General features: G+C 42.3%; 10 protein-coding genes. 7 read left to right on the forward strand and 3 right to left on the reverse strand.

The features are described from left to right. Positions 1–102: 102 nt before the first annotated feature. Positions 103–2,280: an outer membrane beta-barrel family protein gene (locus CHB62_RS03305; RefSeq protein ID WP_240616204.1), complete on the reverse strand. Its 2,178-nt coding sequence runs from the start codon at positions 2,278–2,280 to the stop codon at positions 103–105. 591 nt (positions 2,281–2,871) lie between these two features. Between CHB62_RS03305 and CHB62_RS03310 the strand changes: the two genes are divergently transcribed. From CHB62_RS03310 to CHB62_RS03340, 7 genes are all read left to right on the forward strand, one after another. Further along, complete coding sequence (locus CHB62_RS03310) at positions 2,872–5,775, forward strand: leucine--tRNA ligase (RefSeq protein WP_089365695.1); 2,904 nt, start codon at positions 2,872–2,874, stop codon at positions 5,773–5,775. A 156-nt stretch (positions 5,776–5,931) separates the two neighbouring features. Then, on the forward strand, positions 5,932–6,918 hold the full coding sequence (locus CHB62_RS03315; RefSeq protein ID WP_089365696.1) for a YitT family protein: 987 nt from the start codon (positions 5,932–5,934) through the stop codon (positions 6,916–6,918). A gap of 168 nt (positions 6,919–7,086) precedes the next feature. Beyond that, positions 7,087–7,668, forward strand: coding sequence for a non-canonical purine NTP diphosphatase (locus CHB62_RS03320; protein WP_089365697.1), 582 nt, complete (start codon positions 7,087–7,089; stop codon positions 7,666–7,668). Between the two features lie 13 nt (positions 7,669–7,681). Beyond that, positions 7,682–8,578: a glycosyltransferase family 2 protein gene (locus tag CHB62_RS03325; RefSeq protein WP_089365698.1), complete on the forward strand. Its 897-nt coding sequence runs from the start codon at positions 7,682–7,684 to the stop codon at positions 8,576–8,578. Positions 8,579–8,602: 24 nt separating this feature from the next. Next, a complete protein-coding gene (porZ, locus tag CHB62_RS03330; RefSeq protein ID WP_089365699.1) occupies positions 8,603–10,621 on the forward strand; it encodes a type IX secretion system anionic LPS delivery protein PorZ in 2,019 nt (672 codons plus the stop codon). 73 nt (positions 10,622–10,694) lie between these two features. Then, positions 10,695–11,669 (forward strand): acyltransferase family protein, encoded by a 975-nt coding sequence (locus CHB62_RS03335; protein WP_089365700.1) that lies wholly within the window; start codon positions 10,695–10,697, stop codon positions 11,667–11,669. 656 nt (positions 11,670–12,325) lie between these two features. After that, a complete protein-coding gene (locus tag CHB62_RS03340; RefSeq protein WP_089365701.1) occupies positions 12,326–13,651 on the forward strand; it encodes an ATP-binding protein in 1,326 nt (441 codons plus the stop codon). Between the two features lie 156 nt (positions 13,652–13,807). On the opposite strand, the gene CHB62_RS03345 is transcribed toward CHB62_RS03340, so the two are convergent. Continuing rightward, positions 13,808–15,853, reverse strand: a complete 2,046-nt coding sequence (locus CHB62_RS03345; RefSeq protein WP_089365702.1) for an Ig-like domain-containing protein — start codon at positions 15,851–15,853, stop codon at positions 13,808–13,810. A 61-nt stretch (positions 15,854–15,914) separates the two neighbouring features. Next, positions 15,915–17,441, reverse strand: coding sequence for a GH3 auxin-responsive promoter family protein (locus CHB62_RS03350; RefSeq protein ID WP_009012512.1), 1,527 nt, complete (start codon positions 17,439–17,441; stop codon positions 15,915–15,917). Positions 17,442–17,688 lie beyond the last annotated feature (247 nt).

The raw sequence follows: 17,688 nt of genomic DNA on the forward strand, positions 1-17,688 counted from the left end.
GATTCTTCCGTTAAAGCAATACGAAAAGTATTCACACATTTAACGGAAGAATCGAAAATAGGTGCGTTAAGTTGCTGTGTATGCAGTCCTACCGACCTGTTTCTACTTCTTTCCTCCACCCACTAAGTCATCATTCTGAATGCTTCGTACAGCCTTCTTGACGCTTGCTTTTAACTTACCAAAGCTCCATGAAAATCCGATATTAAAGTATCGAGGGTACATAACGGAGCGTTCATAACCAGTATAATCGCCTCGAACGATATTATATGTAGTTGCTTTATCTTTGCTGAAAGGCGAATTTGCTGATAAAGATACTGTCAGCTTGTCCTTGAAAAAGAGACGTGTCAAGGTGAAATTATAGTAGAACCAACGTCCCTCGATAGCATACGGATTGTAAATCCTGTTGCCATATTCACCTCCAATACTGGTTGTCAACGTTAAGTCCCAAGGTAGTTTCTGCTCCCAATTAAAGTAGATATCACCACCGCATCCGCTGTTCTTGGTAGAAGGTGTGGGCAAGGTGATTCGGGCATAACGCATGGAAGCGTTGAGTGTAAACGATGTTCCGGTGAAAGGAGTCCATTCTGTGTAAGATGAAATACCGAACACTTTACTCTTCAGTACGTTCTGATAAGTAGAAACATCTTTACGATTTTGTTCATACAAGATACGACCTATACCATTGTTGGTAAATGAATAATAGGGACTTAATTGCAAAGTAAATTTTGAAGTAACCAACATATACACAAGTTGTAGCTTTTGGTTACGACTGCTTCCTAAGTTTGCGTTACCGAAAGAGACTGCCGTTGGTGTGCTAATGATGGCTGGATTGAGATAGCCGATGCCGGGTCTGTTGATGCTGGTATTATAGCTAAACTTCAGTGTTTGACTATCACTAATCTTGTATTGTAGGCTTGCTGATGGTACCCAGTCATTGAGATTAGCATGGTAATCGGCATTACTACCATCGGGATAGGATGCTTTCATGCGAGTAAACTCATATCTCAAACCTGCACGAGCAGCCCATTTGCCAGCGGTGAAGATATATGAGAGGTAGGCAGCAGCCACTTGTGCGTTATGCTTGAACTTACTTTCCATGTCAGGGGTAGTTCCTTGATAGTCCATTAATGACGTACTGTTGTTGTTACGAAGGATATATTTTGTTCCGCTTTCTATCTTGTGGTATTTTCCAAAGGGGCGTACATAGTCAATTTGGAAAGTATGTTCTGTGAAGCGTTCACGGGTGTTCTGGTCGTAACTTGTATAGTTGACAGGGAAGTTAACCATGTTGTTATACATCTGACGGAAGATGGTGTGTGGTCGTGTAGCTGCCAACATATAAGAAAAAGTAAGGATTTCTCCATCTAAATGAGTCTTATGTTGATAATCCAAACGTCCTCCAATATTAAGATAAGAGTAGCCCGGAGTAGTCATATTATTGTCGAATTTGTAAATCAACTGGCTGTTCTTATCCCATCGTTCATTTGTGTTTTGTGCGTTGGCATCGGCTTTATAGCCAAGAAAAGTGGTCGATGCGGTCAGCAAGTTGAGTGAGTCAATCTCGTAACTTGCACTGATATTACCGAAATGTAATATCGCTGCAGTGCTATTAGTCCCATATTCACGTTTTTGTTCGCCCGTCTTTACGTAGTTGTAAACCTCCTCTCTATAGTTTTCTGTTCGTTTTCTGCTTTGGTTCCTGTAGTTATAATTGACGGTTGTCGTGAGCTTTCCCACCTTTGTTGTTAGATAAGTACCAAGCCTTGTAGAGCCGTGAGTGTCGACATCAGAGTTTACATTGCCTGATATTCCTTGTAGTTTAGTATTGCTCATCATGACAATATTGAGGATAGCCGTAGTTCCTTCAGCATCATACTTGGCACCGGGGTCAGTGATAACCTCAATCCTTTTGATCGTAGAAGCAGGTATTGCCTTGAGAATATCCTTAAGGTTCTGCCCTGAAAGACTTGGGTCAGGATGTCCGTTCCTATACACCTTAAAACTTGTAGAGCCTTGAACCCTGATGTTTTCTTGTCCGTCAACGGTGACAAGGGGTATTTTCTTGAGTATTTCTAAGGTCGTCTTTGTCTGTGCAGTCTTGTCATGCTGCACATCATAGGTTAGCTTGTCAATATCATTCTTGATAAGCTGACGCCTTTGTGCTACGACGACTTCCTCCAACTTCTGTGTCTTTGTGGAGTCTGTTTTAGTTGTATTCTGGGCTGATAGGGCTGTTGCAGAGCTGCAAACTGTGAGTAATAGTATTAATTTATTCCACATATTCAAAGCGTTAAGTTCATAGTTATCAATATGATGCAAATATATGTTTTTTCTTAATAAGTTGCAATTCATTTCAAAAATATTTTTACTTTCTTGTCTTTATGTCTCATAATTGACTCCTTTTTAGTGCTCTATTTCTATTAATATGCAAGAAGATTACAATGCAGAAAAGCTCATAGTGTTCGGTTAGAAAGTAGATGGTCAAACGGAATGAATCCTCTTTTAATGTGTTGATTAATAGGGTTTTGATAATACTTTTTCCATATCTGTATGTCAATAGAGCCTTACCAATGGTTTAATGTAACAACAAATCCCCCTCTTTCTACCCTTAACGACTGACGTATTGAGGCTTAGCACAAGTGGTGTTGAGGCTTCGCACCAATGGTGCGGACGCTTCGCACGTGTGGTGCGGAGGAGTGAAAGTCATGCGATATGCAGTTGAGAGAAGAGCAGTTTATTGTTATAAAGGACTTATTCTGCCCTGAGTAAACAAAGAATATTATATTTTTTCGTTCTATAATTCCCAACGAAACGAAGTGTTTTACGGAAACTTTTTGTAAATTTGCACATTAGTTATAATAGAAAATAAGAATGGAATACAACTTCATAGACATTGAGAAGAAATGGCAACAGAAGTGGGTTGAGAATAAGACCTACAAAGTTGTTGAGGACGAGAACAAGCAGAAGTTCTATGTACTTAATATGTTCCCTTATCCATCAGGAGCCGGATTGCACGTTGGACACCCATTGGGTTATATTGCAAGTGACATCTATGCACGCTATAAGCGACTGAAGGGTTTCAACGTGTTGAACCCTATGGGATATGATGCTTACGGACTTCCTGCTGAGCAGTATGCCATTCAGACGGGTCAGCATCCACAGCTGACAACCGACACGAACATTGCTCGTTACCGTGAGCAGTTGGATAAGATAGGTTTCAGTTTCGACTGGGATCGTGAGGTACGCACCTGTGACCCACGTTATTATCACTGGACACAGTGGGCTTTCGAGCGTATGTTCGAGTCTTATTATGACTATACACAACAGAAGGCATTGCCTATCAAGGACCTTGTTCGCCACTTTGAGGAAGAAGGAACACTGAATCTTAACGTTGCACAGAGCGAGGAACTGATTTTCTCAGCACGTGACTGGTCGAGCATGGACGAGCAGGAACAGCAGGAGAAGCTCATGAACTATCGTATTGCTTACCTCGGTGAGACGATGGTAAACTGGTGTCCGGGACTCGGAACGGTGCTTGCTAATGACGAGGTTGTCAATGGTGTGAGCGAGCGTGGAGGCTATCCTGTCGTACAGAAGTTGATGAAGCAGTGGTGCCTTCGTGTGTCAGCCTATTCACAAAGACTGCTTGATGGTTTGGAGACGGTTAACTGGTCTGACTCTATCAAGGAGACACAGAAGAACTGGATTGGCCGCTCTGAGGGTACAGAGGTTGAATTCAAATACCTTACACCAACTGGTGAGGGTCAGAAAGAGGGTAAGTTCACGATCTTTACAACGCGTGCTGATACGATGTTTGGTGTTAGCTTCATGGTATTGGCACCAGAGTCAGAACTCGTTGCAGAGCTCACTTCAGAGGCTCAGAAGGCTGAGGTAGAGGAGTATTTGGCGTATGTACAGAAGCGCACAGAGTTAGAACGTATGTCTGACCGTAAGGTGACAGGTGTCTTCTCAGGCTCATATGGTATCAATCCATTCACTGGCGAGCAGATTCCTATTTGGATTTCAGAGTATGTTTTGGCTGGATATGGAACAGGAGCGATTATGGCTGTGCCTGCTCACGACAGTCGTGACTATGCCTTTGCAAAGCATTTTAACCTCCCAATCATCCCATTGATTGAGGGTGCTGACGTCTCTGAAGAGAGCTTTGATGCAAAGGAAGGAATCGTAACCAACTCTCCTGCTGCAGGAAAAGAGAGCATGGACGGTTTCTCTCTCAATGGTCTTACGGTGAAGGAGGCTATTGCCAAGACAAAGCAGTTTGTTACTGAGAAAGGTATCGGACGTGTGAAGGTTAACTATCGTCTGCGTGATGCCATCTTCTCGCGCCAGCGTTACTGGGGTGAACCATTCCCAGTCTATTACAAGCAGGGAATGCCTTACATGATACCAGAGGAGTGTTTGCCACTTGAATTGCCTGAAATCGACAAGTACGAACCAACAGAAAGCGGCGAACCACCATTGGGTCGTGCGAAGGTTTGGGCTTGGAACGAGGCTGAGCGTAAGGTAGTTGAGAAGTCATTGGTTGACGATAAGACTGTATTCCCATTGGAGTTGAATACAATGCCGGGCTTCGCAGGTAGCTCAGCATACTATCTTCGTTACATGGATCCACACAATGACGAGGCACTTGTGGGCAAAAAGGCAGACGAGTATTGGCAGAATGTAGACCTTTATGTCGGTGGTACCGAGCATGCAACAGGTCACTTGATTTACAGTCGTTTCTGGAATAAGTTCCTCTTCGACTGTGGTTGCAGCTGTAAAGAGGAGCCATACGAGAAGTTGGTGAACCAAGGAATGATTCAAGGACGCTCTAACTTCGTTTATCGTATCAATTCTGACGACCACTCAAAGGCACCAGTCTTTGTCAGCTTGGGCCAGAAAGACAAGTATGAAACTACTCCTATCCACGTTGATGTGAACATTGTTCATGCTGATGTATTGGATGTTGAGGCTTTCAAGGCATGGCGTCCAGAGTATAACAATGCTGAATTCATCTTCGAAGATGGTACATCATCATCTGATCTCATCACCACCCAACACCCAACACCCGCCACCTACAAATGTGGTTGGGCGGTTGAAAAAATGTCAAAGTCTATGTTCAACGTTGTCAATCCAGATGTGATTGTTGAGCAGTATGGCGCAGACACACTCCGTCTTTACGAAATGTTCCTCGGTCCTGTAGAGGCAAGTAAGCCTTGGGACACGAACGGTATCGATGGTTGTTTCCGTTTCTTGAAGAAGTTCTGGAAGCTTTATCAGCAGGAACTCAACGATGATGAGCCTTCAAAGGATTCATTGAAGAGCGTTCACAAGCTTATCAAGAAGGTGACAGGCGATATTGAGCAGTTCTCTTACAACACAGCTGTTTCAGCGTTTATGATTTGTGTTAACGAACTCGGACAGCAGAAGTGTGCTAACCGTGAACTATTGAAGAAGATGGTTATCGTCATCGCTCCATTCGCACCTCACATGGCAGAAGAGCTGTGGGAGCAGTTGGGTGGTGAGACAAAGAGTGTCTTCGATGCTGAATGGCCAGTATGGGACGAGTCTTATCTCGTAGAGAATGAGGTGCAGCTGACTGTATCTTTCAATGGTAAGGCACGTTTCCAGATGACTTTCCCAGCTGATGCAACGAAGGAAGATATTGAGAAGAAGGCTTTAGAAGACGAACGAAGCCAGCACTATATCGACGGTAAGACAATCGTAAAGATCATCGTTGTGCCGAAGAAGATTATCAATATCGTTTGCAAATAACTATTCAATAAACCATAGAAGAGGCTGTATGGAAACAGTGCTGTTGGCTTGTTTCTCTATAAGCGGGAGCCATCTACGAAAGTGAGGTGCGTTTGTGAAGAACCGCTACAGCTGTGTTTCGATACATCCTCTTCATTATAACCATTCTAAGAGCCTATGACCATTGATCAACAACTCATCCGATCCGAAGCCAAAGATTATTTTTTCTTGACCGTTGGCTTACTTATCTATGCAGCAGCCTTTACCATCTTCCTCATGCCTTATGAGATTGTTACGGGCGGAGTGACGGGTATGTCGGCTGTTATCTACTATGCTACAGGCTTTAAGATACAAAACACTTATATCATCATCAATGTCTCCTTGCTGATTGTTGCACTGAAGATATTGGGCTTTAAGTTCTTGATGAAGACCATCTATGCCATCTTTGCTCTTTATTTCCTATTGATTTTTGCACAGGACTTGATGCCGAAAGATGCCACAGGGCACTTTGTCAAGATGCTTGGTGAGGACCAGGCTTTTATGTCATTGATAATAGGTTGCTGTCTAACGGGTACGGGATTGGCTATTGTCTTCCTAAATAATGGAAGTACGGGAGGTACGGATATCATTGCTGCCTGCGTCAATAAGTATCATGATATCTCGTTAGGACAAGTCTTAATGGGCGTCGATATTCTGATTGTGGGTAGCTGTCTCTTCTTCCCACAGTTTGGTGATATCATGGAGCGCCTACATAAGATGGTCTTTGGATACTGTACGATGTTCATCGAATGTTTTATGTTAGACCACGTGATGAACATGAGACGCGAGTCAGTACAGTTCATGATTTTCTCTTGGAAACATGAGGAAATAGCCAAGGCTATCGTCGATGAGACCGAACACGCCCTGACCATCCTTGACGGACACGGCTGGTATACGGGCAATGATATGAAGGTTATCTGCTTGTTGGCAAAGCGTAACGAGAGTAAAACTATATTCCGTATCATCAAGATGGTTGACCCAACCGCCTTTGTAAGCCAGAGTTCGGTGATTGGTGTCTATGGTGAAGGTTTCGATCAGATAAAGATTAAGGCTAAAAAGGAAATGAAAAAGCAGGAAAAGAAGTTGGCTGAAGCCATGAAAAAGCCTGCGAATGAACAGAAATAAATAGACAGTAGAGCTGTGTTCTAGCTGCTAATTAGTAGGGACGCATGGCTCGTGTGTCCACTGAAAATAAACTTTTAAGGACATACGAACCGTGCGTTCTTGTTGTTAGAGTAAGACTTGGGACTTTCAAATATAGCTCTTTTAGCATTCTAAAAATGTTTTATAAAGATGAAAATAGTATTTGCAACGAATAATAAACATAAGCTCGAAGAGATAAAGGACATCCTTGGAAAGGACTTTGAAATCGTTTCTTTGGCTGAGATTGGTTGTCATGAGGATATCCTTGAGACTGGGGCAACACTGGAGGAGAATGCACGTCAGAAGTCTTCTTACGTCGTTGAACACTACGGTCAGAACTGTTTTGCTGACGATACTGGACTTGAGGTGGAGGCGCTCGGTGGTGAACCCGGTGTACATTCAGCTCGTTATGCAGAGGGAACTGACCACGATAGCGAGGCGAATATGTGTAAGCTATTGGCAAACTTAGAAGGGAAAGCCAATCGTAAAGCCTGCTTTCGCACCATTATCTCACTCATCATTGATGGTGTAGAACATCAGTTTGAGGGTAAGGTAGAGGGTAGAATCGCTACCGAGAAGCATGGAACGGAGGGCTTCGGATATGACCCTATCTTCATTCCAGAGGGTTATGACAAGAGTTTTGCAGAGTTAGGTGAGGAGATAAAGAACCAGATTTCCCATCGTGCAAGGGCTGTAAAGAAGTTAGCAGAGTACTTATCTTCATCTTACTAAAGTATTCGTCTACATGCTATCGATACTCCTTCCTGTTTATAAATGTAGCTGTGTGGCTTTGGTAACAGAGCTCCAACGGCAATGTATGGAGTGTGGTATTGCGTATGAGATTATCGTGGCGGACGATGGGACAATGGCTGATAAAACGAATCAGTACATTGTTGAGCGTAACAAAGGCATTGTTCAGTTAGAGGGCGTGCGGTATATTATAAGGCAGGAGAATGTCGGTCGGTCAGCCATACGCAACTTTCTTTTCTCACAATCAAAGGGTGATCGTATCCTCTTCATAGATGGTGACTTATCCCTTGATAACCCCGATTTCATTCGTAGATATATGCAAGCAGAAGGCGATGTAGTCGTTGGTGGCATCAGAATAGGTGGCAATCCAGAACAATGGAAAGGGAATCTTAGATATAAATATGAGTGTGCTTTCGAACGAAAGCATAGTTTGAGTGATAGACAGAAGAGACCTTTTCAAAGTTTCCGCACTACCAATTTTATAGTAAAAAGAGCTGTTTTTGTACAATATCCATTTGACGAGAAGCTCACTCATTATGGTTATGAAGATGTATTGTGGGGTAAGACTCTTGAAGAGAACGGGGTTCAGATAATCCATATTAATAATCCCATAACCCTAACCGACTATGAAAATAACACATTGTTTATAGATAAGACAGAGGAGTCTTTACGAACTCTTTATGAGTACCAGATGCTACTGAAAGGATATTCTAAGTTGTTAGAAGCGAGAGATAGGGTGGTTCTATCTCATCTACTGAAGGTTGTTCTAATAATTAATAAATTGTTTGGCAAGAAGGTAAAGAAACTTTTACAAGGCAATAAACCAAGTATTTTTCTGTTTAATGTATATAAGCTCATGTATTATATAAGCCTTGAGCAGCAAACAAGATAATATTCATTTCGACAAGAATCCACTATGACAATAAAACGAATTATTCTATCTTTTATCATTCTTATATTCTCTCTCTCAGCTATTGCAGGAGGTATCGGGACATGGAAATCTTACCTTTCTTATGCCAATATACAATGGGTTGAGCAAGGAGGCAATCGGTTATATGTACTTGCATCTAATGCCCTTTACACCTATAATAAGACTGATCAAAGTATTCAGGCATACGATAGACAGAACGGGCTAAGCTCTATTGATATCCGATACATTGGTTGGAATGAAGTCGCCAAGCGCCTTGTTATTGTCTATGAAGACGGTAATATCGATCTACTGGACGCTAAGGGGAATGTAACGAACGTACCCGACTATTATTTAAAAGCTTTGACTGCCGACAAAACGGTCTATAATATTGATATGAATGGGGCTTATTGCTATCTTTCAACAGGTTTCGGACTTGTCAAACTGAATGTTGCTAAGGCAGAAATAAGCGACAGTTACAACCTCTCCTTTCCCGTTAATTACAGTTATATAGATGGTTCTTACATCTATGCCGCAAGCCAGTCTAATGGGCTATATCGTGCTCTGTTAACGGCAAACTTGCTCGATAAGAACAACTGGACACGAGTTGGTGGCTATGTGGAAAGACCGAAGACGATGGATGCAAACCTCCTTAATCAAGCGAAAACATTGAATCCTGGAGGTCCAAAGTATAATGGTTTTACCTATATCCAATACCTTAATAACCGCTTATATAGCGTCCCTGGTATGTTTAAATCAGGTTATGGAGATTCTAATACACCTGGTGCTGTGCAGATTCTACACGATGGCGAGTGGACGAATTATCAAGAGAATCTATCGTTAAAAACGGGCTATGACTATCTTGATAATAATGTTCTTGCAGTCAATCCACGCAACGCAAACCATGTATTTGTTGGTGGAAGGACAGGCTTATACGAGTTCCTTGATGGGCAGTTAAAGGCTTATTACAACAAAGACAACAGTTTGTTGCAAGGCGCAATGGACCGAGGACGAGAGTTAGGAAACAATTATGTGCTTATTAATGGACTTTGTTTCGATAATAAAGGCAACCTTTGGATATTGAACAGTCAAACCTCCAGAGAGAATCTCTTGCGTCTTTCGGCTGATGGACAGATGACTTCTTTCAGTAAGCCAGCCCTTATGAAGAATGGAGTAGGGGGCTCTGTCCTAACAAGTATGGTCTTCGATAACCGCAATAACTTATGGTTCTGTAATGATCACTGGGACTATCCGGCTTTGTTCTGTTACCAACCTGCAACCGACAAGTTGCTTTCTTTCACTCGATTTGTCAATGAGGATGGTTCGAGCTTAGACTTAGTACCCCATAGTGTGACGCCTTTGTCGAATGGAGATGTATGGGTTACGACTACAATAGGACCACTTCTCTTGTCTCGATCGGCTATTGATAACCCTGAAACAGCTGTTTTTACGCAGGTGAAAGTGCCTCGTAACGATGGTACCAATCTTGCCGATTACCTTCTGTCAGGCATTGATGTCACCTGTATGGCTATTGATGGAGGAGGCAGAAAATGGTTTGGAACAAAGGCGAATGGTGTTTATCTTATTAGTGCCGATAACATGACACAGGTGAAACATATCCTTTCTTCAAATAGTCTGCTTCTATCGGATAATATCCTTTCTATCGCTATCAACAACGCAACAGGCGAAGTATTCTTCGGCACGGACAAGGGTTTATGCTCTTATATGAGCGATGCGACGACACCATCCGACCAACCGAGTGAGGACAAAACATACGCTTATCCAAATCCAGTTAGGCCTGGTTATACAGGCTCAATCACCATTGTTGGACTCTCAATGAACGCTGATGTAAAGATTGTCACTACAAATGGCGTACTCGTTGCAGCAGGTATTAGCAATGGTGGTAGCTTTGTTTGGGATGGCAAAGACAAGTCTGGTAAACCCGTTGCATCAGGTGTTTACATGGTTGAAAGTGCTGATGAGGATGGTAACAATGGCGTTGTTTGTAAGGTGGCGATTGTTAGATAGAGAGGAAGTATTAGTGAATTTATAATAATCTTACTATAAGGACACTTATAATGGAGGTTTGTCAATAGAGCAAATGAAGGTAGAGAGGGAACGTTGGATAGACATGCTACGAGGTTTCTGTATGTTGGCAATATTATTGGATCATACTGAAATCTATTATACAGGAGGTAATCTTATTCCTTATGATTGGTATGTTTCGAATGTTCTAATCGTCTTTTTCTTTCTGTCAGGATACCTAATGTACAAGCAGCAAGGCTTTTCTATGAAGCGTAAGATGGTTTCATTAGGACATAGTTTACTTCTTCCTTATTTTCTATTTACTATAGTTTTGGCACTTCCGAAAGCCTTAGTACATGGTCATAGTTTAGACTGGGAGAGTTTATTATTACCTATCTTGACAGGACGAGCCTCTTGGTTTATTACTGCTTTGGTAGTTTCTGAAATTGTTTTCAGCCTTTTCTTGTGGATAACTCGTGGAAAAGTAATACCCTTATTCATTCTCTCCTCTTGTGCTTTTGTTGGTTCGATACTTTTAACGAAACAATCCACTGATTATCCTTGGTGTATCAACAATGCCCTGCAAGCAGTTCTTTTCCTTTATATCGGATGGTTTTATCATCTTTGGAAAGAAGTTTTCAACCGTATCAACACACCATTATACACATCATTTCTCTTTATATCCCTTATAATAATAAAAGGTTATGCAACGTGCAAAGGGATGCATACGATGATATACCCATTGAGTATAGATTCTTATTTCCTATTCTTTCTTGATATGTTGACGAGCATTTTCTTACTTGTTAATGTTTGTAAGCAACTGCCAAGGTATAAACCATTAGAGTGGGTTGGAGCACATAGTATTGTTTATTATTTCGTCTGTGGAGGTGTTCCCCTTTGCTTATCTTTAGCACTTGAGAAGGTGGGAGTAGACTATCATGGGGCTTATTATAGCGTACTGATAGCCTATGCTTTGGTCTGCGTAGTGGCAAGCTGTATTGTTGCAATCGTCTATCGCTACTTATCATTTATGATAGGAAAGAGGCATTAGCTCCTTTTTAACGAAGAGATAACGAACAAAAAGCAGTTGAAATCTTTGCTCCCAAAGGCTGAGAAAATCGGTTGTGATGGTGTTTGGTATGCTGAAGGCGAACAGATAAAACGCTTGAAATAAGACAAAAGAAAGCTGAAAATCGCAATCTTCGTATGTATGCTATCTTCTTGGTAACACTTGACAAGGACGGATATGTTGTTGTTTCTCTATTTTTAACGCCATGTTAATGGTTCCTATTGAGTGCTGTCTGTCTTATTCTTTGGCTTCCTAAGCACTCCTTATAGGTCTTTTGATGTCTCTTTCCCCATGTTTACTCAATAGCCGAACAGTGTGATATAAACTTGAACTGATACGCTTTATCGAATTATTTTCATGAAGAGAAAGAATTTTTTTCATGACAAGAAATATTTATTTTCATGAAGAAAAATATTTTTTTTCATGAAAATAAATTCATGAAAAGAAATCTTATGGGTTGTTTACCTTACTTTTATCACACCTAAAAGCCTATTTCGAGGTGTTTGTTGATACTTGTATGCAATATTGATGAGGGTTGAAAGTAACTGATTTACTTGCTTTTATCAATAAAAGAGAGTATCTTTGCAAAATAAAGTAATGACTATTACGGTAATAGCTATTACTAAAAAGGAATGTTTATGAGGTTTTATGATAGAATTAATGAACTAAAACTGCTCTCTGATGTAGAGCTATTGAGCCACCAAGAGGCCCAAATGACGGTGCTGATTGGTCGTAGACGTATTGGCAAGACCGAGCTTACCTTGAAGGGTGGAGAGCGCCTTACGCTGCTTTATTTCTTCGTAGCACGTAAGTCGGAAGCACTGTTGTGTGATGATTTTCGTGCTGTGATAGAAGAGACACTGCAGGTTCCTATTGGACGATATACATCTTTTTCAAAGCTCTTTCATCATGTGATGGAATTGTCTAAGACACGTGCTTTCACTTTAATCATCGATGAGTTTCAGGACTTCGGGCGTGTTAATTCCTCTATATTCAGTGAGTTACAACGTGAGTGGGACTTGAATAAGGGTGGAAGTCACCTTAATTTGATAGTTAGTGGTTCGATTTATTCGATGATGCATAAGCTATTTGAGGATAGTAAGGAGCCACTTTTCTCACGTGCAGGACGCATTATAAATCTGCAGCCTTTTACTACTGACACCTTAAAGGAGATTCTTCGTGACTTTAATCCATCCTATACTGCAGAGGACTTATTGGCACTCTTCACTGTATCGGGTGGGGTAGCATGGTATATCAGTTTACTGATGGATAACAAGCGGACGGTAAGAAAGTCGATATACAGTATGCTTACGGAGGTCAATTCGCCTTTTATCAATGAGGGCAAGAACGTTTTGATAGAGGAGTTTGGGGCTGATTACTCCATTTACTTTTCTATTCTTATTTGTATATCTGAGGGTCAACTTACGCGTAAAGAGATAGAGAATAAGATCGGAATGGAGGCCAGTGGCATTGGAAGCTACCTTGAACGACTGGAGAAGTATTATGGTTTGATAGAACGTCATCAGCCTATTTTCGCAAAGAGTAATTCTCGGAAGGTGCGCTACACACTATGCGATAATTTCCTTACATTGTGGTTTCGTTTCTTCTTCAAGTATCAGGCTTTCGTTGAGAATGGTGCTTTGAAGCAACTTGCACGCCTTATCGAACGTGATATCAACATACTTGAAGGCTTCATGTTAGAAAGGTATTTTGAGCGTAAACTGCGTGAGACAGGTGATTATACACGGATAGGAAAGTACTGGGACCGCAAGGGCGAGAATGAAATAGACCTTATTGCTGTGAACGAAATAGATAAGGTTGCATGGGTGTATGAGGTGAAACGCAATGCTAACAAATATGACGAGGATATCCTTCGGGCTAAGGTAGATAATCTATTGCAGAACTGTTCAGAGTTTCGGAGCTATAAGTTAAGTCTTGGTTGTTTATCTTTGGACGATATGTAGATAATTGGTTTGACCATTACACAGGGATATATATAAGAATTAAAAATGCCCTCGTCGACCCTAAAACTTAATAGAGTAGGGGATAGACGAGGGCGTTTATGGATATTGATAGGTTGTGATAAACCTGCGTTTCGTGCGTTATTATTTCTATTGTCTCTAATGAGCTGTGTTGATGAGGTCGGCAGGTAGAGGGATATCAAGGCTGCGAGCGCGTTCGGCATTACGCCTCTTTATCTTGCGCTGGGCATCAGCCTTCTGCTTTGTTATGGCTCCCGGCTTCTGCTTGTAGAGTGGGAGTAGATGCGGATTCCACGTACCCTGTACGTCACGCTTGGCCTTACACTCGATAGACTTGGGGTAGTAATAGACGGCTTCGGGCTGTCGCTGGGTCGCATAATCACCTGTATCCCATCTACCATTGTCGTTTTCATCGACGATGACACGTAGGTAGTAGACCCCAGGCTTTACGTAGTGGAAGGTCGCTTGATTGTTCTTTGCATACGTCTCCTTCACAGGCTTGTCGCTTTCATTGAGTAGTTGCAATAGGCAATTCTTACCTTCCATGCCCTGTAAGGTCATCATCAACGTGCCATACTCGTCTATTGATGGGATACGGATGCCCTGTTTATACTTTGCAGACACCTTTCCATAGATATCTGTGAAGGCTGCTGAGTCGACCTCAAGACTATATTCATGACCCGGATCCCAGGTGCTGACGAGTTTCATTAACCGTGGTCTACCAGGTTCGGCACCGAAGCTGTATTTCGCTCGATACCACATAGAGTCTATCTTCTCATAGAGATGTATCTTGGAGGTATCGGTCTTTTCAAGTGGAGTAGGGAGCTCGAACGTTGGGTTTTGGTCTGGGTCCATTTGCGAGGAGACATTGTATCTTACCTCTAAAGGTGTGACCGGCATAGCCGTTTGGAAGTCTTTTCCACGTTCTTTGGCCTTCTCCTGCTTCTTAAACCACTTGTCGTACTCTTCTTGTTGACGCTTCAGACGTTTTGCGTAGGGCACCTTTGAGAGTATCTCCAGCGTGTCTGTCTTAGGCACAAGTTTACCCATACTGTCCGTCATGTTATAGGTCATCTGCATTCGCAGCGTGTCTTGATTGACAAGGGCCGTATCACGAAGCCAATAGATGATGGTGTCTTGGTTCAGACTTGGCTCTGTTATGAAGGCGTCTTTAGCATTGAAATTGAGTCCTTTAAGCTGTGGGAGGTCGGCATCACCATAGCTATAAAAGAGCGTGAAATGGTTTGGCTCCTTGCGTTCAGACTTGAGGAAGAAACGGTCAGTCTGCGTAGGTGTAAAGGAATTCAGCACCACATCATCTGGAAGGAAATGGGTGTAAGGCACCTGTTTGATGTCTTTAATATGCAAAGAGTCAATCCAGAGTGTGTCTTGTCGTATATCTGGCTTCCATGAAGGCATAATGACTTCGGGCGTGAAGGCCAATTTCTCGCTCTTTTGATTGTACCTATAGTTACCGTCCATGTCCTGTAAAGCGTAAATGCGGTAGTCTCCCTTGGCAACACCTCGTATGCTGAAGCGACCACGACTATCGGTACGTGAGACGCGAAGCATAGGTAGTTTCTCGAAAGCAGAGTCGTTCTGATTACTGTAAAGACCCACGAGAATACCCTTCACAGGCTCCAGGTTCTCTGCTTCTAACACGTAGCCAGACACCTCAAGGGTATCAATATGATCGCCAGTAGAGAAGCTGTAGGTGTAATTCCCTAATGGATTGCCCTCGTTATTGTCTGAGATAGCATCAGAGAAATCGATGGTGTAGGTGGTGTTTGGCTGTAGCTTGTCTTGCAGACTCACTGTGATATGCTTTCCTGTAGCCTTTATTTCGGGTGCTTCTATCTGTGGAGGCGATACGACAACCTTCTCAGATGCGTTGTCTAACTTGATGAACTCGTTGAAATAGATGTTCACCTTCTTACTGTTTACATCAGTTGCTCGTTCAGAAGGGGAGGCAGCCAACACTCTTGGTGGGGTTTCATCGTACCATCCACCATCTGGTTGTCTCATCTTCGCACAGGACGACAGTGTCAAAAGGAGTATGGTAAAAAGGAAAAGAAGTAAAACCTTTGGTTGGTAGAACACCGCAAGGTAAGGACTAACCTTAGCTGAAAGGCCATCCCTTCCACCCATAACTTCTTGGCAATATCTCTGTTGTTGTTTCTTCATATCGCTGGTTTTACTTGTTTACCCTTTTGCTTTTTACCTCATAAAGGTTGTTTTATCCTTTTTACTCTGTAGTCTTTTGCTGGTTCATACTCAGTAGTTCTTCAAGGTTGTTACGGCTGTTTGAAAGGCGTGGAATCTTATGTTGACCACCGAGCTTACCCTTTATTTTGAGCCAGTCATTGAAGAGATCCTTGCGTGCAACTATTATCTCAAGTGGTTGAAGGGTAATGTTATGAAAACGTTTCGCCTCATAGTCAGAGTTTACCTCTTGTAGTTTGTCATCAAGAACCTTAGCAAACTCGTCAAGTGAAGAGGGTTCTTTCGCAAACTCAATGAGCCACTGATGACGACATTTAGCTTTCGCATCCATATACATTGGGGCTGCTGTGTAGTCAGATAGCTGTGCGCCAGTGGCCTTGCAAGCGGCTTCGAGCCCCTTCTCGGCATTGTCCATGATGAGCTCTTCACCAAAAGCATTGATGAAATACTTGGTTCTTCCGGTGATAACAAACTTATAAGGATTGGTCGAAGTGAACTGTACTGTGTCTCCTATCTCGTATCTCCATAGGCCACAAGCAGTACTAATCAGCATCGCATAGTTGCGCCCTATCTCCACACCCGACAGTGGGACGATATTCGGATGTTCACTTTCAAACTCGTCCATAGGCAAGAACTCGTAGAATACGCCATAGTCGAGCATGAGCGACATACTGCTGTCTGTTGGATCATCCTGTATTCCAAAGAAGCCCTCAGAGGCATTGTATGTCTCCATATAGTTCATCCCTTGCTTGGTAATGAGCTGTTCATACTGCTCACGATAGGGTGTGAAGGCAATGCCACCATGGAAGAACACCTCTAAATTAGGCCATACTTCTTCTAAGTGTTGTTTACCACTCAATTCAAGAACACGTACTATGACAGAGAGCATCCAAGACGGAACACCGGATAGATTGGTCACGTTCTGCTTGAGAGTCTCCTGTGCAATTCGGTCGCGTTTCACCTCGAAATCGCTCAGTAAAGCTGTTGATTTCTTAGGTACACGGCACAGGTTTGCGAGTGGATTGATGTTCTCTATGAGGATAGCACTTAGGTCGCCTACAAGAGAGTTGTATAAGTTGTAGTTTGGAGAATGGCTCCCACCTAAGATAAGACTCTTACCGTTGAAGAGTCTACTCTCTGGGTGATTACTAAGGTAGTAAGCGATAACGTCCTTTCCACCTTGGTAATGAATTGTCTGTAATCCTTCGTGGGAAACAGGAATGAACTTACTCTTATCGTTTGTTGTACCAGACGACTTAGCATACCATCTCACCTGTCCTGGCCATAGAATATTGCGTTCTCCATGGCGCATACGGTCGATGTCACCCTTCAATTCCTCGTATGTGTTGACTGGAATGTTCTGTGTGAAATCTTCGTATGACTTTATCGTTGAGAAGAGATGTTTGCGTCCGTATTCGGTGTCTTTGGCTCGTTCAACGAGGTATTGCATGACTTCCCGCTGGATAGCCTCTCCATCCGTGAGGTAGTGCTCAAGCTCCTTACGCCGTGGATGGAAGTACAACTTGTTTACTATATTAGTAAGACTCATTCAATTTCTCTGGTTGATTAAATTGCAAAATTACGCCAAAAAAGCTAAACGAGTAGCCTTTTTCTATATTTTAACACTGCTTTTAAGCTGCATGATAGGCCCTTCCTTGTATTCTGTGCATGATTAGTAAGGTGACTTTTCATCCTCCTTTATTCTCATCTTTCAGCCCCCCTCTCTAATTTATTTTCATGAAAAAAAATATTTTTCTTCATGAAAAAAAATATTTCTTGTCGTGAAAATAATTCTT

This window comes from Prevotella jejuni (assembly GCF_900187995.1).
Taxonomy (GTDB): Bacteria; Bacteroidota; Bacteroidia; order Bacteroidales; family Bacteroidaceae; genus Prevotella; species Prevotella jejuni.